The organism is Streptomyces sp. NPDC002845, from assembly GCF_053591955.1.
Genome location: NZ_JBSFUU010000019.1, coordinates 67349 through 87442, shown reverse-complemented (window position 1 = coordinate 87442; position 20094 = coordinate 67349). Strand labels below are relative to the sequence as shown.

17 protein-coding genes are annotated in these 20094 nt (G+C 71.7%); 8 read left to right on the top strand and 9 right to left on the bottom strand.

Features of this window, described 5'->3' with window-relative positions; all coding sequences use genetic code 11:
* Nucleotides 1-242 precede the first annotated feature (242 nt).
* Nucleotides 243-1742 (bottom strand): SCO1417 family MocR-like transcription factor, encoded by a 1500-nt coding sequence (locus tag ACWD3C_RS16310; RefSeq protein WP_451144337.1) that lies wholly within the window; start codon nt 1740-1742, stop codon nt 243-245.
* A gap of 100 nt (nt 1743-1842) precedes the next feature.
* Between ACWD3C_RS16310 and yczE the strand changes: the two genes are divergently transcribed.
* The 4 genes from yczE to ACWD3C_RS16290 all read left to right on the top strand — a co-directional run bounded on the left by yczE (nt 1843) and on the right by ACWD3C_RS16290 (nt 5280).
* Entirely contained in the window at nt 1843-2493 is a 651-nt protein-coding gene (yczE, locus tag ACWD3C_RS16305; RefSeq protein WP_451144335.1) for a membrane protein YczE, read from the top strand.
* Nucleotides 2490-3257 carry a glycerophosphodiester phosphodiesterase gene (locus tag ACWD3C_RS16300; RefSeq protein WP_451144333.1) on the top strand — a complete coding sequence of 256 codons (768 nt, stop codon included), beginning with the start codon at nt 2490-2492 and terminating at the stop codon, nt 3255-3257. The genes yczE and ACWD3C_RS16300 overlap by 4 nt, the downstream gene beginning before the upstream one ends.
* A 40-nt stretch (nt 3258-3297) precedes the next feature.
* Complete coding sequence (locus ACWD3C_RS16295) at nt 3298-4650, top strand: MFS transporter (protein WP_451144331.1); 1353 nt, start codon at nt 3298-3300, stop codon at nt 4648-4650.
* Nucleotides 4651-4905: 255 nt separating this feature from the next.
* On the top strand, nt 4906-5280 hold the full coding sequence (locus ACWD3C_RS16290) for an RNA polymerase-binding protein RbpA (protein ID WP_030677841.1): 375 nt from the start codon (nt 4906-4908) through the stop codon (nt 5278-5280).
* A gap of 135 nt (nt 5281-5415) precedes the next feature.
* Here ACWD3C_RS16290 and fxsA read toward each other — a convergent pair whose 3' ends face one another.
* From fxsA to ACWD3C_RS16270, 4 genes are all read right to left on the bottom strand, one after another.
* Nucleotides 5416-5985 (bottom strand): FxsA family membrane protein, encoded by a 570-nt coding sequence (gene fxsA / locus ACWD3C_RS16285; protein WP_451144329.1) that lies wholly within the window; start codon nt 5983-5985, stop codon nt 5416-5418.
* 206 nt (nt 5986-6191) lie between these two features.
* The gene (locus ACWD3C_RS16280; protein WP_451144327.1) at nt 6192-6983 is read right to left on the bottom strand and encodes a polyprenol monophosphomannose synthase; all 792 of its coding nucleotides are present in this window, start codon (nt 6981-6983) and stop codon (nt 6192-6194) included.
* 532 nt (nt 6984-7515) lie between these two features.
* Entirely contained in the window at nt 7516-9129 is a 1614-nt protein-coding gene (locus ACWD3C_RS16275) for an amidohydrolase (protein WP_451144325.1), read from the bottom strand.
* Nucleotides 9130-9219: 90 nt separating this feature from the next.
* Nucleotides 9220-9660, bottom strand: a complete 441-nt coding sequence (locus tag ACWD3C_RS16270; protein WP_030577501.1) for an Lrp/AsnC family transcriptional regulator — start codon at nt 9658-9660, stop codon at nt 9220-9222.
* 269 nt (nt 9661-9929) lie between these two features.
* Between ACWD3C_RS16270 and ACWD3C_RS16265 the strand changes: the two genes are divergently transcribed.
* Complete coding sequence (locus ACWD3C_RS16265; protein WP_451144322.1) at nt 9930-10364, top strand: hypothetical protein; 435 nt, start codon at nt 9930-9932, stop codon at nt 10362-10364.
* Between the two features lie 500 nt (nt 10365-10864).
* On the opposite strand, the gene ACWD3C_RS16260 is transcribed toward ACWD3C_RS16265, so the two are convergent.
* Nucleotides 10865-12037, bottom strand: a complete 1173-nt coding sequence (locus tag ACWD3C_RS16260; RefSeq protein ID WP_451144320.1) for an acyl-CoA dehydrogenase family protein — start codon at nt 12035-12037, stop codon at nt 10865-10867.
* Nucleotides 12038-12401: 364 nt separating this feature from the next.
* Between ACWD3C_RS16260 and ACWD3C_RS16255 the strand changes: the two genes are divergently transcribed.
* Nucleotides 12402-13661, top strand: coding sequence for a glycoside hydrolase family 18 protein (locus tag ACWD3C_RS16255; protein ID WP_451144318.1), 1260 nt, complete (start codon nt 12402-12404; stop codon nt 13659-13661).
* A gap of 51 nt (nt 13662-13712) precedes the next feature.
* Here ACWD3C_RS16255 and ACWD3C_RS16250 read toward each other — a convergent pair whose 3' ends face one another.
* From ACWD3C_RS16250 to ACWD3C_RS16240, 3 genes are all read right to left on the bottom strand, one after another.
* Nucleotides 13713-14372 (bottom strand): TetR/AcrR family transcriptional regulator, encoded by a 660-nt coding sequence (locus tag ACWD3C_RS16250; RefSeq protein ID WP_451144316.1) that lies wholly within the window; start codon nt 14370-14372, stop codon nt 13713-13715.
* A 125-nt stretch (nt 14373-14497) separates the two neighbouring features.
* Complete coding sequence (locus ACWD3C_RS16245) at nt 14498-14644, bottom strand: SCO1431 family membrane protein (RefSeq protein WP_451144314.1); 147 nt, start codon at nt 14642-14644, stop codon at nt 14498-14500.
* A 158-nt stretch (nt 14645-14802) separates the two neighbouring features.
* Nucleotides 14803-16167, bottom strand: a complete 1365-nt coding sequence (locus ACWD3C_RS16240; protein ID WP_451144312.1) for a peptidase C39 family protein — start codon at nt 16165-16167, stop codon at nt 14803-14805.
* Between the two features lie 136 nt (nt 16168-16303).
* Between ACWD3C_RS16240 and ACWD3C_RS16235 the strand changes: the two genes are divergently transcribed.
* Complete coding sequence (locus ACWD3C_RS16235; protein WP_451144310.1) at nt 16304-17029, top strand: uridine kinase family protein; 726 nt, start codon at nt 16304-16306, stop codon at nt 17027-17029.
* Nucleotides 17030-17460: 431 nt separating this feature from the next.
* Nucleotides 17461-19329 (top strand): AAA family ATPase, encoded by a 1869-nt coding sequence (locus tag ACWD3C_RS16230; RefSeq protein WP_451144308.1) that lies wholly within the window; start codon nt 17461-17463, stop codon nt 19327-19329.
* Nucleotides 19330-20094 lie beyond the last annotated feature (765 nt).

Sequence of the window (20094 nt, the reverse complement as noted above, 5' to 3'; positions counted from 1 at the left end):
GGGGGGAGGTTTCTCGCCCCCGCCGCCCCTACCCGTTCCACCCCCGGGGCGCTGCCCCGGATCCCCGCTGGGGGCTACGCCCCCAGACCCCCGCACCGGCCTGGCGGCCTCGTCCTCAAACGCCGGACGGGCTGAAATTCAGCCTCTCCGGCGTTTGAGGAGCGGGGGTTCAGGGGGCGGAGCCCCTGTGGGATGGGCATGGGTAGGGGCGGCGGGGGCGAGAAGTCGCCCGTGAGCGACCCCTACGCCACAAACGTCCGCGGCGACTCCGTCCCCCCGGACGCCCCCGTCTCCACCAGCCGCGCCGCGGCCGCCAACCGCGCCGCCGCCTCCTCGGCCACCGCACCCCCCACCGTGAACGGCAACCGCACATACCCCTCGAAGGCACCGTCCACGCCGAAGCGGGGCCCGGACGGAACGCGCACGCCCACCCTCTCCCCCGCCTCCGCGAGCCGTGACCCCGACAGGCCCCCCGTCCGCACCCACAGCGTCAGCCCGCCGCGCGGCACGGCGAACTCCCAGCCCGGAAGCTCCCTGCTCACCGCGGCGACCAGCGCGTCCCGGTTGTCCCGCGCCTGCTCGCGCCGCACGTCCACGGCCTGCTCCCAGCCCCCCGTGCTCATCAGCCAGTTCACGGCGAGCTGCTCCAGGACAGGAGTCCCCAGATCGGCGTACGCGCGCGCGGCGACCAGGCTGCGGATCACATCGGGCGCGGCACGGACCCAGCCGATGCGCATGCCGGCCCAGAAGGCCTTGCTGGCCGAGCCGACGGTGATGACGGTCGACCCCGCGGGGTCGAAGCCGCACACCCGCCGTGGCATCTCCACGTCCGCGTCGAGACGCAGCTCGCTCATGGTCTCGTCGACGACGAGCACGGTCCCGGCGGCCCGGGCCGCGTCGACGAGCCGCCGCCGCTGGTTCTCGTCGGCGAGGGCGCCGGTCGGGTTGTGGAAGTCGGCGACCACATAGGCGAGCCGGGGCGCCGCGTCCCGGAGTACCTGCCGCCAGCGGTCCAGGTCCCACCCGGTGAGGCCCTCGGCCATCGCGACCGGCACCAGCCGGGCCCCGGCCTCGCGCATCAACTGGAGGATGTTGGCGTACGAGGGCGACTCCACGGCGACGCGTTCACCGCGCCCGGCGAAGAGGTGGCAGATGGCGTCCATGGCGCCCATCGCACCGGTGGTGACCATGATCTGCTCGGGCATGGTGGGGATCCCGCCCGCGGTGTAGCGCTCGGCGAGCATCGAGCGCAGGGCGGGCAGGCCGGCCGGGTAGTCGCCGTGCGTGTGGGCGTACGGCGGCAGCTCCTCCAAGGCGCCCTGGACGGCCCGGGTCAGCCATGGCTCGGGCGCGGGCAGGGCCGCGGTACCCAGGTCGATCATGGAGCCGAGCGCTTCGGGCGGCAGCGGTTCCAGGCCGCGCGCGGGGAGGGGGTTCCCGGCCGGCACGGCGGTCCAGCTGCCCGCGCCTCTGCGGGACTCCAGGAAGCCTTCACTGCGCAGGGCCTCATAGGCCGCCGCGACCGTCGTACGGCTGACGGACAGGGACAGCGCGAGCTCCCGCTCGGCGGGCAGCCGGGCGGCGACCGGCACCCGGCCCTCCAGCACAAGCAGCCGGATGCCGTCGGCCAGCGCGCGGTAGGCGGGCGGACGGCGCGTGCCGGGGCCCGCGGGGCGCTCCTGCTGGGAGCCGAGCAGCCGGGCGAGCTGCGCCGCCCCGACCGCCGAAGTCCACTGCGCCATGTTTTCCAGTCCACCTTCCCCGAATTGGCCATGGATGGCGTTCCCCACCAAGCCACAGAGTGTCACGCACCGGTCCACTACCACCACAGGGGGGCACGTCTTGTCCACACAGAGCCGTCTCGGGCGACGGTTGATCCAGCTGTACGCCGGTCTCGCGCTCTACGGCGCCAGCTCCGCCCTCCTCGTGGAGGCGGGTCTCGGCCTGGAGCCATGGGGTGTACTGCACCAGGGACTCGCCGAACTCACCGGGCTGACGATCGGTGTCGTGTCGATCATCGTGGGCGCGGTGGTGCTGCTCCTGTGGGTCCCGCTACGTCAGCGCCCGGGCCTCGGCACGGTCTCCAACGTCTTCGTCGTCGGCCTCGCGATGGACGCCACGCTCGCGCTGGTGCCCGAGGCGCACACCCTCGCCGTACGGATTCCCCTGCTGGCCGCGGGCATCCTGCTGAACGGTGTGGCGACCGGCCTCTACATCGCGGCCCGCTTCGGCCCCGGCCCGCGCGACGGCCTGATGACGGGTCTGCACCGGCGTACGGGCCGTTCGATCCGCCTGATGCGGACGGCCGTCGAGGTGACGGTGGTCGCCACCGGCTTCACCCTCGGGGGCACGATCGGCGTCGGGACGATCCTGTACGCGCTGTCGATCGGCCCGCTGGCCCAGCTCTTCCTGCGGGTGTTCGCCGTTCCCACGGCCCCCGGCAGCACGGTCGTTGCCGCCCGTCCAACGAAGCGGGCCATACTGCCCCGGTGACCACGCTCATACGCCACCCATATCTCGACCACCCGGGTCCGATCGCCTTCGCCCACCGTGGCGGGGCCGCGGACGGTCTGGAGAACACCGCGGCCCAGTTCCGGCGCGCGGTGACGGCGGGCTACCGCTACATCGAGACCGATGTGCACGCCACGGCCGACGGGAAGCTCGTCGCCTTCCACGACGCGACCCTCGACCGCGTGACCGACGCAGCGGGCCGCATCGCCGACCTCCCCTGGAAGGACGTGCGGCACGCGCGCGTGGCGGGCGCCGAACCGGTACCCCTCTTCGAGGACCTGCTCGAAGAGTTCCCCGGGGTGCGCTGGAACGTCGACATCAAGGCGGAGCCGGCCCTCCACCCGCTGCTCGGCCTGATCGCCCGCACGCGCGCGTGGGACCGCGTCTGCGTCGGCTCGTTCTCGGAGTCGCGCGTCGCCCGCGCCCAGCGCCTGGGCGGCCCCCGCCTGGCCACCTCGTACGGCACCTCCGGCGTCCTGGGACTGCGGCTGCGCTCGTGGGGCATCCCCTCCACCCTGCGCCGCTCGGCGGTCGCGGCCCAGGTGCCCGAGGCCCAGTCGGGCGTGCCCGTGGTCGACCACCGCTTCGTACGGGCGGCCCACGCGCGTGGGCTGCAGGTTCACGTGTGGACCGTGAACGAACCGCAACGCATGCACCATCTCCTGGACCTCGGAGTCGATGGCATCATGACCGATCACATCGACACGCTGCGCACGGTCCTCAAGGAACGGGGAACCTGGGCCTGAGCCCTCGCGCGGCACCGTTCACGGAGAAGTGAGGGCACGCGTGGGCACCGACACCGTGCGGGAGGGGACAGCCGACGAGGCTGCCGGGCGACGGCGCGAACAGCGCGGCTGGTACTTCTACGACTGGGCCTGCTCCGTCTACTCGACGAGCGTCCTGACCGTGTTCCTGGGTCCCTATCTCACCTCCGTCGCCAAGGCGGCGGCGGACGCGGACGGTTATGTGCATCCCCTGGGGATACCGGTCCGCGCCGGTTCCTTCTTCGCGTACTCGGTGTCCCTGTCGGTGATCGTCGCGATCGTGGTGATGCCCCTGGTGGGCGCGGCAGCCGACCGTACGGGCCGCAAGAAGCCCTTGTTGGCGGGGGCCGCCTATCTGGGGGCGGCGGCGACGGCGGGCATGTTCTTCCTGGACGGCGACCGCTATCTGCTGGGCGGGCTGCTGCTGGTCGTGGCCAACGCGGCGCAGTCGGTCTCGATGATGCTCTACAACTCCTACCTGCCGCAGATCGCGACGCCCGAGGAACGCGACGCGGTCTCCTCCCGGGGCTGGGCCTTCGGCTACGCGGCGGGCTCACTGGTCCTGGTCCTGAATCTGGTGCTGTTCACCGCCCACGACAGCTTCGGTCTCTCCGAGGGCACGGCGGTCCGCATCTGTTTGGCGTCGGCCGGGCTGTGGTGGGGCGCCTTCACGCTCGTACCGCTGAAGCGTCTGCGGGACCGCCGGGCGCCCGTGGTGACAAAGGGGGCCACCGCCCCGGGGCTGCGGCAGCTCATGGCGACCGTCCGCGACATGCGCCGCCACCCGCTCACCCTCGCCTTCCTGCTGGCGTACCTCGTCTACAACGACGGCATCCAGACGGTGATCTCGCAGGCCTCGGTGTACGGCTCCGAAGAGCTGGACCTCGAACAGTCGACGCTGATCGGAGCGGTGCTGCTGGTGCAGGTGCTCGCGGTGGGCGGCGCCCTGGGCATGGCGTGGCTGGCGCGGACGTACGGCGCGAAGCGCACGATCCTCGGCTCGCTGGTCGCCTGGACGCTGATCCTCGGCGCCGGGTACTTCCTGCCCGCGGGCGCGCCCGTCTGGTTCTTCGCGCTGGCCGCCGGGATCGGTCTGGTCCTCGGGGGCAGCCAGGCTCTGTCGCGCTCCCTGTTCTCGCATCTGGTGCCGCCGGGTAAGGAGGCCGAATACTTCTCGGCGTACGAACTGAGCGACCGCGGCATGAGCTGGCTGGGCCCGCTTCTGTTCGGTCTGACGTACCAGCTGACGGGAAGTTATCGGGACGCGATCATCTCGCTGGTGGCCTTCTTCCTGCTGGGATTCGCCCTGCTCGCGCGAGTTCCGGTGCGGCGCGCGATCAGCGACGCGGGCAATCCCGTACCCGAACGGATTTAGCGTCGGACGGCAAAGGCCTGTAGTGTACGCGTTTGGCCTGCCAGGCGTACCGTTACTGCGCGTCAAAGATGCCGAAACGCTGGGTGACATCTGCTGTCAGATGTGACAAACCGGGCGCCGGTGGGTACAACAAGGGGCGGCTACGACGGCGACGCATGACCCAGAACGGGAATCTTTACCGCCGACCGGACGTTGACCGGATGACGACGACAGCGACACCTGTCCTGTGGGCGACAAGCCCGGGAGGCACGATTCATGAGTGAGCGAGCTCTTCGCGGCACACGCCTCGTAGTGACCAGCTACGAGACGGACCGCGGCATCGACCTGGCCCCGCGCCAGGCCGTGGAGTACGCATGCGAGAAGGGGCACCGCTTCGAGATGCCCTTCTCGGTCGAGGCGGAGATCCCGCCGGAGTGGGAGTGCAAGGTCTGCGGGGCCCAGGCACTTCTCGTGGACGGCGACGGCCCTGAAGAGAAGAAGGCCAAGCCTGCGCGTACGCATTGGGACATGCTGATGGAGCGACGCACCCGCGAGGAGCTCGAAGAGGTCCTCGCGGAGCGACTGGCCGTTCTCCGCTCCGGTGCGATGAACATCGCGGTACATCCGCGGGACAGCCGCAAGTCCGCGTAATCCCTCCGGGGGTTGGCGGCATACAGAGCGCGACCTGAGACGTGGGCGCCGTACGTGTGATGTACGGCGCCCACGTTTTGCTGTGCCGGCGGGAAGAGTGAGCCTCTCTGGAGGCTCCGCCCCCCAGACCCCCGGCTAAGACTCAAGCGGCGGCCTCGGGCTCTGCGGAGCCTCGCCCTCGTCGTCCCTGACGACCTCACCCGGGACCACCTTGCCGTCCGGGCGGTGCATGCGGGCCTGCTGGAAGGCGCCGCCGAGGCTGCCGGGAGTGGCCTCGCGGAGCTTGCGTTCGAAGGTGCGCTCGGCGTAGCGGCTGAGGGCCTTCTGGACCGGCGGGATCAGGAGGACCAGGCCGACCGCGTCGGAGAGCAGGCCCGGGAGCATCAGGAGCAGGCCGCCGAGCATCATCAGCCCGTTGCCCTCGCTGTTGCCGCCGGTGGGGGCCACGCCGGCCTGCTGCTGTTGCAGGGTCTCGGCCAGGTTGCGGAAGGCCCGGCGGCCGGCCCGCTTGATGACCACGGAGCCGAGGACGAAACCGGCGAGCAGCAGCAGGAAGACCGTGAAGCCGCCGGCCGCGCCCGCGACCACCGTGAGCAGCCAGATCTCCAGCACCAGCCACGCGGCGATGCCCAGCGGCAGGAACGTGCGCAGCCGGGAGCGCCGCGGCCGGGCGGGGTAGGTGGGGGTCGGTGCGCCAGTCGTCATGCTCCCAGTGTGCCTGGATCCGGCTCAGCGCGGGATAAGAGGGTGACCGGGTGTGCCGGTGAGGCCGTACGGCACTCCCGGTGAAAGCCGTACGGCAGTGCCCGTGCGGCCGTAGGGCCACGGCGCGTCCGCCGTTACGGCTTGTCCCTGCCAAAGACGCCGCGGCTTGCCGCTGCCGAAGACGCTAAGACCTGTCCTTACCGAAGCTAAGACTTGTCCTTACCGAAGAGCTTCTCCACCCGCTCCCCCACGCCCCACGCGGTCACCCGCCACAGCGCCTCGACGAGGATGTCGCGGCTCATCTTGGAGTCGCCGTGCTCGCGCTCGACGAAGGTGATGGGGACCTCGACCACGTGGTAGCCGGCCTTGACGGCACGGCGGGCAAGGTCGACCTGGAAGCAGTAGCCCTGGGAGGCGACCTCGTCGAGGCCGAGGCCTTCGAGGGTTTCGCGGCGGAAGGCGCGGTAGCCGCCGGTGACGTCACGGACGGGTACGTCGAGCAGGACGCGCGAGTAGAGGCTGCCGCCGCGGGAGATGAACTCGCGGCTCTTGGGCCAGTTCACGACCCGGCCGCCGGGCACCCAGCGGGAGCCGAGGACGAGGTCCGCGCCCTTGAGGGCGGTCAGCAGCCGGGGCAGTTCCTCGGGCTGGTGGGAGCCGTCGGCGTCCATCTCGATCAGGACGCCGTAGCCGTGCTCCATGCCCCAGCGGAAGCCCGCGAGATACGCGGCGCCGAGCCCTTCCTTGCCCTTGCGGTGCAGCACCTGGACGTGGTCGTCCTCGGCGGCCAGCTCGTCGGCGAGCTTGCCCGTGCCGTCGGGGCTGTTGTCGTCCGCGACCAGGACGTGGGCGTCGGGCACCGCTGCCCGTACCCGGCCGACGATGGCCTTGATGTTCTCCGCCTCGTTGTAGGTCGGGATGATCACCAAGGCCGTGCCGAGCGGACCGAACTGCCTCCCCTGGGCCCCTGCCGCGAGGGTCCCGTCGCCGTCGTTCACTGCTGCCCCTTCGTGTCCGTACGCAGAGGTCCACCTTAATGGCCACGGCCTGCGCCGACGTGTCGGCACGGTGGTACAGCGGCGTGGAATGGACAAGAGGCGTGCATGAGCGCGCCGGAGAATTCTCCGTGGGGTGCGGATCGGGGCCCGGCGCCCTTCGGGCCGACCTGGGACCCGCTGGCTGCGGATCGACCGAAAGCCGTTGTCTACTGAGCGTCCGGGCCCCACCCGGGTCACACCTGCCGACTGGCTGAACGTTCCCTCGCCGAGGCGCTGCCCCTGGGCCTGGCTCCCAGTGGTGGTGCGCCGGTGCGGCACACCACCCGTGACCCAGTGGCGCTCGACGACCGCGCGGAGGTTCACCGGTCGGACGTCCGGTGGTGGACCCGGCAGAACCTACCCGCCTCCTGCGGCCGCCTGTCAACAGTCGTTTGACCTGCGCGATTTCCCTTCGTTGCCTGGTCAGCGCGGAGGATGCGCAGGTAGCGCGAAGAGCGGCGGGGGATGAGGGACCCCCCGCCGCCCCCGTATATCACTCGCCCGGCCGTACGAACACCGTGCGTCCGCCGACGACGGTGCGCAGGCAGACCGGAAGGTCGGTGCCGGGGCTCAGATCGGGCAGGCCGGGGGTGCCGGAGCGGGGATCGGTCGACCAGCGGGCGACCCGGTCGTCGGGGGCCTGGACGACGAGTTCGCCGGTGCGCCACACGGCGTAGTCCGCGGGTGCGCCCGGCACCAGGACGCCCGCGTCGTCCCGTCCGATCGCCCGCCATCCGCCGCGCGTATGCGCCGTGAACGCGGCGCGTACGGACACGCGGTGCTCGGCGGTGCGGTGGAAGGCCGCCGCGCGGACGGTGCCCCACGGGTCGAGCGGCGTGACGGGGCCGTCGGAGCCGAAGGCGAGGGGGACGCCGGCGCGCAGCAGGGCCGCGAACGGGTTGAGCGTACGGGCCCGCTCGGCGCCCAGTCGCTGGGCGTACATGCCGTCCTCGCCGCCCCACAGCGCGTCGAAGGCGGGCTGTACGGAGGCGGTGAGGCCGAGTTCGGCGAAGGCGGCCACGGTGTCGGGGGTGAGCATCTCGGCGTGCTCGACCCGGTGCCGCGCGGCCCTGACACGGGCGAGGCCGACCTTCTCGGCGGCGGCGCGCACGCCCTCGACCACGGCGGTCACGGCGGCGTCCCCGATGGCGTGGAAGCCCGCCTGGAGGCCCGCCTCGGTGCACGCGACGACGTGGACCGCGACGGCCCCGGCGTCGAGGTAGGCGGTGCCCGTGTGGCCGGCGTCGGCGTACGGCTCGTGCAGGCACGCGGTGTGCGAACCGAGGGCGCCGTCGACGAAGAGGTCGCCCGCGGCGCCGAGGGCCCCGAGAGCGTTCGCTCTTGCCACGCCTTCTTCGGCCCGCTCGGCCCAGTAGCCGACCACTCGGGGGCCCGGCTCCTCGGCGGCGAGCCGCAGCAGGCCGGTGAAGTCGTCCTCTGAGGAGATCGCGGGGCCCGCACACTCGTGGACCGAACCGATGCCGAGCGAGGCGGCACGGGCGAGCGCGGCGCGCTGGGCCTCGGTCCGCTGGGCCGGGGTGACAGCTCCGAGCGCGGCGGCGCGTACGGCGTGGTGGGCGTCGCGGGTGAGCGGGCCCTCCTCGAAACCCGTGCCGCCCGGGACCATGTCCAGCAGAGCGGTGGTGACGACCGCCGAGTGCACGTCGATCCGCGAGAGGTAGAGCGGGCGGCCGCCCGTGACCTCGTCGAGTTCGGCGCGCGTCGGCGGGCGGCCACCGGGCCAGCGGGCGGCGTCCCAGCCGTGCCCCAGCAGGACGCGGTCGGCGGGGCGGGCGGCGGCGAAGTCCCCGACCAGGGCGAGAGCCGCCTCCAGGGAAGGCGCGCCGGACAGGTCGAGGCCGGTGAGCGCAAGCCCGGTGGACGTCGTGTGCACGTGTGCGTCGGTGAACGCCGGGGTGACGAGGGCGCCGTCGAGGTCGATCACCTCGTCGACCCCGTCCGCGAAGGCGTCGGCCGCGCCCTCGGAGCCGACCCAGGCGACCTGCCCGCGTTCCACGACCATCGCGGTGGCGAAGGGGTCGGCGGGGCTGTGGACTTCTCCACCGCGCAGCAGCACGGTGGCGGACGAGGCGGTGCTCTCACTCATGGGCCCCAGTCTCGCGCCTCGCCACGACGCCACCGCACCCAGGTCACCGAATCCGCGGCATCCGGTCGTCGGGGCGCGGCACCCGAGCCGTCAGATCCGCGGCGGCCGCGCCTCGTACGGCGTCGACAGCACGACCGTCGTCCGCGTCGACACCCCCGCCAGCGACCGCAGCCGGGCGAGCAGCTCCTCCAGCTCGTGCGGGGTGGCCACACGCACCTTGAGGATGTAGTTCTCGTCGCCCGCGACGCTGTGGCACGCCTCGATCTCCGGGACGCCGGCGAGGCGTTCCGCGATGTCGTCGGGGGCGCTGGGGTCGAAGGGTTTGACCGAGATGAACGCGGTCAGGGGCAGCCCGACGGCCTCCGGGTCGACGACCGCGGCATAGCCGCGGATGACGCCGCGCTGCTCCAGCCGGCGCACCCGCTGGTGCACGGCGGACGTGGACAGGCCCGTGGCCTTGCCCAGGTCTGTGTAGCTCATACGCCCGTCCTCGACGAGCAGCTGCACGATCTGTCGGTCCAGCTCCTCCATGGCGCAAGAACCTACAGGGCGTGTGATCTCCTCGGATACCTCAGCGGCGCAGGTCATACCCGGTTCGTGATGTGGCCGCGAGTCGTTTGTGAGCCATCCGGGTGACGGCCCGCTCGCGCCGGGCACCTGCGTGCGGCATGTGACGAACGCCACAGTCCTCGAACGGGCTTCGTGATGCTCTCGTGATTACCGCCGAGACCGGGCGGGAAGTGCTTGCTGTGGTCGAGGCCGCAGCGCCTTCACGGCCCAGCCCGAGGGGGAGTTAACCCATGCAGAGTCTTAAGCGCCCTGGTCGTACCGCGCCCAAGCGGCAGCGGCCCGTCGTCGAGCCCGAGCCGGAGGGCGTCGAACCGGACGCCGACAGCGACGAGTTCGACACGTACGACACCTTCGAGATGTACCGGGTGATCTGCCCGGACTGCGCCCAGCCGATCGCGCTCCTGGCGGACGAGGAGGTCCTGCCCGAGCACGCGCTGTGCGTGTCGCCGTGGAACCCGTTCGGGCTCACGGTCTGCGCCGGTACGGGTCGCGCGGCGACCGAGGCCCGGCCCGCCGACGAGTCCGTGGAGCCCCAGGAGCAGGACACCGCCCTGCTGTTGACGCTCCCTCAGGGACTCGACTGGCGGACGCAGCCCTTCTCGCACGTCGGCGGCCCGGGCTCGCGCCCGATCCGGGTGCCGGTGATGCGGCGCCAGGCCGCCTGACACCCAACACCGGTCCTGCACACCGGACTTCGCTCATTCCTCCGGTCCGTCCGGCGCACGGTGCGTCGTCGCCGCGGCCCGCCCCGAGGCCCCGCCTTCAGCAACCGCCCCCGCGCCACGGCTCGCAGGCCGCCGTGGTGCGGACAGGCGCACCCGGCTCCGCCGAGGAGGCGGAGGGTGCCCCGTAGGGGCCGGCCGCGAACCCACGCACGATTCCCGCGAGCGGTGACCGCCCCGCCGCTCACGCGTTGGCCCCGGTATGACCCCTACATATTCAGCGACCGGACGCCGACGCCGGGTATATGTCCCGGCCTCCGCAGAATCGGTTCCGCAGGGGCTCGTGCCGCCGCCGGACCCGCCCATCTACCGTGCCCTGATGCGGACTTGGGCGGATCACGGCCGTACGCTGCCGGGGCGCCACGACCCGGAGTGGGCCCGGTTGGCGACGCCCCCGAGGAGCCTCGGCGCGTTCGCCGGGCTCCGGGACCCGCTGGCACCGTTCAGCGCGACTCCGGCCCCGCCAGGTGCCGGGCGATGACCATCCGCTGGATCTGGTTGGTGCCCTCGACGATCTGCAGCACCTTGGCCTCGCGCATATAGCGCTCGGCCGGGAAGTCCGCCGTGTACCCGTACCCGCCGAGGACCTGGACGGCGTCCGTGGTGACCTTCATCGCGGTGTCGGTGCACAGCAGCTTCGCCATGGCCGCCTGCTTGGAGAACGGCCGGCCCGCGTCACGCAGCCGGGCGGCGGCGAGGTAGAGCGCCCGGCCCGCCTCGATCCGGGTCGCCATGTCCGCGAGCAGGAAGCGCAGCCCCTGGAAGTCCGAGATGGGCCGCCCGAACTGCTGCCGCCCCGTGGCGTACGCGACCGCCTCGTCGAGCGCCGCCTGGGCCACGCCGATCGCGCAGGCCGCGATGCCGAGCCGCCCGGAGTCGAGCGCGGACAGGGCGATCGCGAAGCCCTGGCCCTCGTCGCCGATGCGCCGTTCGCCGGGGACACGGACGCCGTCGAAGTGGATCTGCGCGGTGGGCGAACCCTTCATGCCCATCTTCTTCTCGGGCGCGGCGGCGCTCAGCCCCTCGGCGTCCCCCGGCACCAGGAAGGCCGTGATCCCGCGGGCCCCCTCTTCGCCCGTACGGGCCATGACCGTGTAGAAGTCGGCGATGCCGCCGTGCGTGATCCACGCCTTGGTACCCGTGATCACCCAGTCGTCGCCGTCTCTCACCGCCTTCGTCCGCAGGGAGGCCGCGTCCGAGCCGGAGGAGGGCTCGGAGAGGCAGTACGCGCCGAGGAGGCCGCCGCCGAGCATGGCGGGCAGATGCTCGACCTGCTGCTCCTTGGTGCCGTAGGCCGCGAGCGCATGGCAGGACAGGGAATGGACGCTGATGCCGAGGCCGACGGTGAGGCGGGCCGCGGCGAGCTCTTCGAGGACCTGGAGGTAGACCTCGTACGGCTGGTCGCCACCGCCGTACTCGGAGTCGTACGGCAGTCCGAGCAGTCCCGACTCCGAGAGCAGGCCGAAGAGCCGGCGCGGAAAGCGGCCGGCGTCCTCCTCCTCGGCGGCCTTCGGGACGATCTCTCGCTGCGCGATCTCGCGGACGAGGGAGATCAGATCCCGGGCCTCGTCCGTGGGCAGTTGACGGTCCACCGGCTGCGGGGCGCGGTCGGGCATGGCGACGCTCTCCTCCCTGTCGGGCACTGCGACGGACGCGCACCAGGGTTGGGATGGCGCCGTCGGGTCTCACTGGCCACACGCCGATGGTCCTCTTCCGGGTCTCGGAAGCCGCTGACCAGCGGCTGTGGCGCTTGGAGTATGCCCGATACGGCAGAGCCCGTCACTTGTTAACGACCGTTCATTACAACACATTCCGCGATGCGCCCCGCCACAGCAAATTGGTCCAAACCATTGACTCAACTGGTCTAGTCCTTCTAGCGTTCCCCCGGCGCGTCACGGCGCGTCACCGCGTTCGCTCCCATCGGCACCCAGCAGGTCCAGGCACCCCCCTCCCCGCATGCTCCCTTCTCCCGGAGTCACGATGCTCAGACCACACCGCTCCCGCGTCCGCCTCCGGACGCTGATCTCCGCCGCGTGTTGCGCGGTCCTCGGCGCCGGGCTCCTCGCCGGCGCGGGCACCGCCACCGCGACCGCCACCCCGATCACGGCCGAGGCCGGGGTCACCCACCCAACCAGGGCCGGCTCCAAGGTCGTCGGCTACTTCACGGAATGGGGCACCTACGGCCGCGAGTACTACGTCAAGAACATCCGGACGTCCGGCTCGGCAGCCAGGCTCACCCACATCAACTACGCCTTCGGCAACGTCACCGACGGCAAGTGCGCGATGGGCGACGCCTACGCGGCGACCGACCGGACGTACACCGCGGCCGAGTCGGTGGACGGCGTCGCCGACACCGCGGACCAGGAGCTGCGCGGCAACTTCAACCAGCTGCGCAAACTGAAGGAGCTGTACCCGAACATCAAGGTGCTCTGGTCCTTCGGCGGCTGGACCTGGTCGGGCGGGTTCGGCGAGGCGGCGCGGAACCCCGCGGCGTTCGCCCGGTCCTGCCACGACCTGGTCGAGAACTCGAAGTGGGCGGACGTCTTCGACGGGATCGACATCGACTGGGAGTACCCGAACGCCTGCGGCGCCACCTGCGACACCAGCGGCCGGGACGCGTACCGGGAGCTGATGGCCGCGCTGCGCGCCGAATTCGGCTCCCGCGCCCTGGTCACCGCCGCGATCACGGCCGACGCCACCCCCGGCGGCAAGATCGACGCGGCGGACTACGCGGGCGCCGCGCGCTACGTCGACTGGTACTACCCGATGACGTACGACTACTTCGGCGCCTGGAGCGCGACCGGCCCCACCGCTCCGCACTCGGCGCTGCGCTCCTACCGCGGTATCCCGGAGGAGGGCTATCACGCCTCGGCGACGATCGCGAAGCTCAAGGGGCTCGGCATCCCCTCCTCGAAGCTGCTGCTCGGCATCGGCTTCTACGGGCGCGGCTGGACTGGCGTCACCCAGGCGGCGCCCGGCGGTACGGCGACCGGCCCGGCGGCGGGGACGTACGAGGCGGGCTTCGAGGACTACAAGGTGCTCAAGACGACGTGCCCGGCCACCGGGACGGTCGGCGGCACCGCGTACGCCAAGTGCGGAAGCGACTGGTGGAGTTACGACACCCCGCGGACCATCGCGCGGAAGATGGCCTACAAGAACGCGCAGCGCCTCGGCGGCACCTTCTTCTGGGAGCTGAGCGGTGACACCCCCAGCGGCGAGCTGATCAGGGCGATCAACTAGCCGAGGCGGTACGGCACTTGGGGTGGGGGGCGGCGGACCCCCACCCCTCGCTCAGTCGTCGCAGCGGGCGGGCAGCGGGGCCTCGTACGAGGGGTCCAGCTCCTGGATCGCGCGGAAGGTGCCGGCGAGCGTCCTCACCAGCAGCTCGCGCATGGTGTCGCGGGACAGCCTCGGATCGTCGATCCAGTCGAGGGTGGCGCCCTCCACGCTGCAGAGCCAGCCGAGGAGCCCCATGCGGGGCAGCGGTCCGATGGTCCGGCGGCCGTAGGCCCCCTCCGCGATGGTCCCGATCATCGCCTCGCGCACGCCTTCCCGGATGGCCTGCACCTCGGTGTCGAAGCCGACGCCGCCGCTGATGATCGTGCGGTACGCGGCCTGGTTGTGCTCGGCGTAGCGCAGATAGCTGTCGATGGTGCGGTGCACCCGCTCCAGCGGCGGCAGTTCGACACCGCCGGCCGCGAAGGTGACGAGATCGGCCACCGAGTCCTCGACGATCGCGAGGTAATAACCGCGCTTGGACTTGAAGTAGTAGTAGATCAGACCCTTGGCGACATGGGCCTGGCGCGCGATGTCGTCCATCGACAACGTGTCGTACGACGTGTCGGCGAATAACTTCCGCCCGATGGCGATGAGTTCGGCGCGGCGGGCCAGAGAGCGGTCTGTGCCGCGGGTTCTCGGGCGCTCCACCGCGCGCTGTTGACTGCTCTTCAATTCCGGCCCAAGTCTCCAACTGCCAGCGGGACATCGGCAGTATGGCAGAACTGCGCCATCCGCTTGTTCGACACGGAATCGACAACGCGCGGGCGGGCTCACCGCCGCGCGCCGGACGTCTCAGGTCACAGCAGTCCGAGCCGGGTCACCAGCATCGCGAGGACCACCACGAGGATCCAGCCCATGATGTGCTCGACGATCTTCGGGCCGTCGTCCTCGGGGCCGCCGGTGCGGGCGCGGACACGGGTGGTGGTGGCGGTGGTCGCGGTCATGGCATCTCGCTGCTGTCGGTGTACGGCGGACTTCCCCCCACCGGTCCGTCCACCTTGCCACCGGAATGCGTCTCCGTGGCCGAGAGCTTGCTCACACGGCGCGGCCCCCGGTGTCGCACCGGGGGCCGCGGGTGCCGGGCGGACGGACGGGCGGGCGGTCAGCGCACCCCCACCGCCGCGAGGGCCTGGCGCTGGCGGGTGGTCGGGCGCGCCGGGAAGTACAGGTAGCAGACGCCGCCGGTGCCGGAGGCGACGTTGCCGGAGGCGTTGTACCGCTTGGTGCGCAGCCAGATGTTCTCCCACTCGCGCCGCTTGTAGACCCGGCGCACCGCCTCGTTGCTCGGCGAGGCCGGGTCGTTGGCGATCACGTCGCCGGCGGCGGTGAAGCCGATCACGGTCATCAGGTGCCCGGCTGTGCCGTACCCCGCTCCCGTCAGCTCAGAGGCCAGGAACGACTGGGAGGTGATCACCGGGATGCCCGCCGCGACCAGCGCCTCCAGGTCGGTGAGCGAGCGGAGCCGGGTCACCACGCCCTGGAGGTCCTGGTAGGTGGCGGCGTACGCGGCGTTGAAGGGCCAGTTGCCGCAGCCCGCGTACTCGTAGTCGTACGTGAAGCGGGCCGCGTGACACACCTGAGAGTCGGCGTAGTCGGGGTTGACCCAGGCGAGGTCCTCGGCGGTCGGCTCGCGCCCCCAGTACTCGATGATCATCTGCGAGGAGGTGGGGCTGCACCAGGCCTCGCCTCCGTTGTCGTACTCCGGGTACTGCCCCTTGTGGATGTCCTGCGAGTAGCGCGGGACATCCAGCTCGTGGGCGAGCCCGGGGGCGGAGGCCGGGACGGTGAAGCGGTCGGGCACGTCGGAGCCCATGACGGTGAGCCGCCACACGGTGGGCGTGAGCCGGGTGCCGGGCCGGCGGTAGAGGGTCAGCCGCAGCCGGTACGACACGAGCCGGAGCCCCGAGGCGGGGTCGTCGACGGCGAAGGTGTCCGTCCACACGCTGCTCTTGCCATCCCTCTGGCCGTCGACCGAGGTCCGCCTGATGTCCTGGTCACCGGCCGCCCAGCGCCCCATCACGTACCAGGGCGTGTCCGTGCCGTCGGAGTACGTGCCCTTCAGCTCGGCCTGGAGCCAGGTGCCGGCCGGGGTGTGCGCGTTCCAGGAGGCGATCACCTCCGTCGAGGGCACGGTGAGCCGGTGCACCGGTGACGTCCAGGTCCCGTACTCCCAGGTGGCGGTCTTCCCGGTGTGCGGGTCGGTGTAGTCGGTGGTCCCGGCCGGGGTGGCGATCACGATGCCGGGGCGTTCCTCCGCCACCGCGCGGGTGCCCTGCGCGCTGCCTCCGCGCCAGTCGGTGTACGAGGTCCAGGAGCGGTTGTCCACGAGGTCGGTCGGAGCCTTCACCGGGGCTTCAACGGGCCGGTTCGGTACGGCGGCGGCCGCCGGACTCATGGCGCCCGCTGCCGCGGCGACAACGGCGGCGGCCAGGACTGTTCGGCGGGACGGCTCGTAAGCTCTGGTCATGAATGGGTGACCCCCAGAGGTCCGGAAGGCGCGGTTCGGGTTGGACGGCTGTTCGCCAACTATGGACGCCGGAAGGTGAGTTCTGCCAGCACCCCGCGCCCCGCCACGCCCAGCAATATTGGTCTGAACCACTGGCATGACCTGGGTGATCCCGGCATCACCGGACAAGACCAACAGTGACGCCCGCAGTAGAGTCGGCCGCCGGGCCACACCTCCGCCACAGCTCACCACAGGAACCGCCATCCACACCCTCGCCACCCACCTCCTCGGACTGCCGCCCTCCTGCGGACCCGTCCGCCTGATCGGCGTCGACGGACACGCCGGCTCCGGGAAGACGACCTTCGCGGAGCGGCTGGCCGCGGCGCTCGGTGGTGCGCCCGTGCTGCACCTCGACGACATCGCCACGCACGAGGAACTCTTCGCCTGGACCGGGCGGCTGCTGAGCCAGGTGATCGAACCGCTCACCCGCGGCGAGACGGCGCACTACCTGCCGTACGACTGGACCATGCGCGCCTTCGGTGAGGCCCGCGCGCTGCCGCCCGCACCCGTGGTCCTCGTCGAGGGCGTCGGCGCGGGACGCCGCGCCCTGCGCCCCCATCTGGCGCGGCTGCTGTGGATGGAGTTGCCGGACGAGGAGGCCTGGGCACGCGGCCGGGCGCGGGACGGGAAGACGCAGCACGCGTTCTGGACCGGCTGGGTCGCCGCGGAGCGCCGGCATTTCGCCGAGGACCCGTCCCGGCCATTCGCCGATCTTCTGATACGCCAGTGTTTGAACGGATACGAGGTGCTCCCGGGACCCGCCGGGGCCCCCGCATCAGCCCTGTTCCTCACGCACCGTGACGGACCATCCGCAGTGTGCTGAACTTGTGAAGACCCTTGCGCGGGAACTTCCCCAAGTGCTTCAACTCGGCTTGACCCGGGGGCCGTACAGGTCTTACGTTCTCAATGTGCGGCCATTCGAAGCCGCCGCAGACGCGAAGCCCCCGGTTGTTCCCCCGTGATCGGGGGCTTCGTTCTGCCCTCACCACCTTTTCTCGGGCGTTCCGGGGCATGATTCGTTCACCCTCGGTCACCGACCTGAGTGCGCCCCATCTGCTCCCACCTCGTAAGACAGCCGTACGGCACCCTTCGGCAGGCGACCGACCCGCGGGTACGATGCCCTCGGTGCGACCTTCGGACGGCTGCTCTGCGCACCCATGCAATTCCCGTCCGCGGCACAGCGGTTCGACGAAGGCTGCCGACGGGCACCGGCCCGGTGGCATACCAACGGGGGCACGGTTTGTGGGGGACGTGATGGACTTCGGCACGCAGGGCCCCGAGGCCCCGGCCGACCTCGCCTGGCTGCGAGGTGTGGATGCCTACACGATGGGCGCCTATCCGCAGGCGGAGGAGGAGTTCCGCGCCGCGGTGCGGATGGATCCCGGGATGGCCGACGGCTGGCTCGGGCTGCACGCGCTGCGGGTGGACACGACGACCGCGCTGCTGCGGATGTTCCGGCACCGGGAGCGCTTCGGGGAGCAGCGCGCCCGCCACCGGCGCACCCTCAACTCCTGGTACTGGCTGGGCTGGTGGGTGCAGCCGGTACTGGAGAGCCCGCGCGATCTGCTGCTGGCCCACGCCTCGCACTGGCTGGACGGGCGCCATGTCCCGGAGCTGGACCGCGCCCTGGCCGGCCTGCCACCGGTGGACACGGACCCGCAGGTGCGCTTCCTGCACGCCTGCCGCGCCTATCTCGTCAAGGACTGGGAGCAGCTGGTCCGCCACACCGAGCCCTTGATCAACGACCCCATGCTCGGCATCGAGGCCGGCCTCTTCGGCGGTATGGCCCGGGTACGGCTCGAAATGTACGGCCAGGCCGAGCCGCTGCTCTCCGCCGCGCTGATGCGCTGCCGCAGCGAGCAGCCGCAGCGCAAGGAGTTGCGTTACTGGCTCGCGCGGGCGCACGAGGGTACGGGGCGGTCGGCGGCTGCACTCCCCCTGTACCGCGCGGTGCACCGCGTCGACCCCGCCTTCATGGACACCTCCGCGCGGCTCGCCGCGATCGCCGAGGGGGACGGGTACGACGAGGCCACCGACCTCGCGGCGATCGCGCTCAGCGGGGCCGGGCAGGACATGCTGGACGGGCCGGACGGCATGGACCCCCTCTTCGGCGCCGAGGGCCGGGACCTGAAACTCTCCGACTCCGACCTGCCTCCGCCGGGCGGGCTGCCGCCCGAGACGGCCGACACGGTGGTCCGCGAGAAGTCCGTGGTGCCGTCGCTCCCGCTGCCCGCCGGGCCGACCGATCCCGCCCTCCTGGAGGAGGCCCTCGCCGAGCTGGAGCGGATGGTCGGCCTGGAACCGGTGAAACGCCAGGTCAAGGCGTTGTCGGCGCAGTTGAACATGGCGAGGCTGAGAGCGGGGCAGGGCTTACCGGTCCAGCCCCCGAAGCGGCACTTCGTCTTCTCCGGCCCCTCAGGCACCGGGAAGACGACGGTCGCCCGCATCCTGGGCCGCGTCTTCTACGCCCTCGGTCTGCTGGGCGGCGACCACCTCGTGGAGGCCCAGCGTGCCGATCTGGTGGGCGAATACCTCGGCCAGACGGCGGTCAAGGCCAACGAACTGATCGACTCGGCGATCGGCGGGGTGCTGTTCGTGGACGAGGCGTACTCCTTGTCCAACTCCGGGTACGGCAAGGGGGACGCGTACGGCGACGAAGCGCTGCAGGTGTTGTTGAAGCGCGCCGAGGACAACCGCGACCACCTGGTGGTGATCCTCGCCGGCTACCCCGAGGGCATGGACCGCCTCCTCACCGCCAACCCCGGCCTCTCCTCCCGCTTCACCACGCGGGTCGACTTCCCGTCGTATCGCCCCCTCGAACTCACCTCCATCGGCGAGGTGCTGGCCGCGGAAAACGGGGACGTCTGGGACGAGGAGGCCTTGGATGAGCTCCGCTCCATCAGCGGCCATGTCGTCGACCAGGGCTGGATCGACGAGCTCGGCAACGGGCGGTTTCTGCGGACCCTGTACGAGAAGAGCTGCGCGTATCGCGACCTGCGGCTCACCGGCTATCCGGGGACGCCGACCCGGGACGACCTGTCTACGTTGCGGTTGCCGGATCTGATGCAGGCGTACGGGGAGGTGCTGTCGGGGAGGGGGCCGCAGGACCCTTCGGGGATGTGAGGGGGCGCGTGCGGGTGAGATAACGGGGGTTGTTTTTCGCCCCCGCCGCCCCTACCCGTCCCATCCTCCAGGGGCTCCGCCCCTTCGACCCCGCCGGGGGCTGCGCCCCAGACCCCCGCGGGGAGTGTTCGGGGTGGGTGAGGGAGCTCGGGTGCGTGGGTGTTGGTCCGGGGTGGGTGGTGTGGGGTGGGTGGTGTGGGGTGTTGGGTTGCTGCGGGTTGTGTGTGGCTGGTCGCGCAGTTCCCCGCGCCCCTTACGGGGCGCGGCTCCAGCCCGGAGCAGTACCCATCAGCCCGCGCCACACCTCACCAGCCGCCAATCCACACAGGCCCACACCACGCTCCTCCGACTCCGCGCCTAGCCTTTCAGCCCACGCCGACACCGATCAGCCCGCGCCGAACCTCTCCGCCCCCGGACCACCCATCCGGCTCCGCGCCAAGTTCCTCCGACTCCACATCAAGCTCCTCGGGCCCCGCGCCGAGCTCCTCAAGGCCCGAACCAAACTGGTCGGGCCCCGCGCCGAGCTCCTCAGGCCCGAACCAGGCTCCTCGGGCTCCGTGACGCCAAGCCTTTCAGCCCAGGCCAGGCCCCTCCAGCCCGTCCGGCGCTTGAGGACGAGGCCGCAAGGCCGACCCACCACCCACAGGGCCGCACACTCCCCCCCCCCCCCCCCCCCCCCCCCCCCCCCCCGCCCCGGCCGCCGCCCCCCCGCCCCCCCCCCCCCCGCCCCCCCCCCCCCCCCCCCCCCCGCCCCCGCGGGGGCGG

Coding starts and splice junctions, on each gene's coding strand:
- ACWD3C_RS16310 (WP_451144337.1), bottom strand. CDS start 1,742: ATGGCGCAGTGGACTTCGGCGGTCGGGGCGGCGCAGCTCGCCCGGCTG.
- ACWD3C_RS16290 (WP_030677841.1), top strand. CDS start 4,906: ATGAGTGAGCGAGCTCTTCGCGGCACACGCCTCGTAGTGACCAGCTAC.
- fxsA (WP_451144329.1), bottom strand. CDS start 5,985: ATGACGACTGGCGCACCGACCCCCACCTACCCCGCCCGGCCGCGGCGC.
- ACWD3C_RS16275 (WP_451144325.1), bottom strand. CDS start 9,129: ATGAGTGAGAGCACCGCCTCGTCCGCCACCGTGCTGCTGCGCGGTGGA.
- ACWD3C_RS16270 (WP_030577501.1), bottom strand. CDS start 9,660: ATGGAGGAGCTGGACCGACAGATCGTGCAGCTGCTCGTCGAGGACGGG.
- ACWD3C_RS16265 (WP_451144322.1), top strand. CDS start 9,930: ATGCAGAGTCTTAAGCGCCCTGGTCGTACCGCGCCCAAGCGGCAGCGG.
- ACWD3C_RS16260 (WP_451144320.1), bottom strand. CDS start 12,037: ATGCCCGACCGCGCCCCGCAGCCGGTGGACCGTCAACTGCCCACGGAC.
- ACWD3C_RS16255 (WP_451144318.1), top strand. CDS start 12,402: ATGCTCAGACCACACCGCTCCCGCGTCCGCCTCCGGACGCTGATCTCC.
- ACWD3C_RS16245 (WP_451144314.1), bottom strand. CDS start 14,644: ATGACCGCGACCACCGCCACCACCACCCGTGTCCGCGCCCGCACCGGC.
- ACWD3C_RS16240 (WP_451144312.1), bottom strand. CDS start 16,167: ATGACCAGAGCTTACGAGCCGTCCCGCCGAACAGTCCTGGCCGCCGCC.
- ACWD3C_RS16235 (WP_451144310.1), top strand. CDS start 16,304: ATGACCTGGGTGATCCCGGCATCACCGGACAAGACCAACAGTGACGCC.
- ACWD3C_RS16230 (WP_451144308.1), top strand. CDS start 17,461: ATGGACTTCGGCACGCAGGGCCCCGAGGCCCCGGCCGACCTCGCCTGG.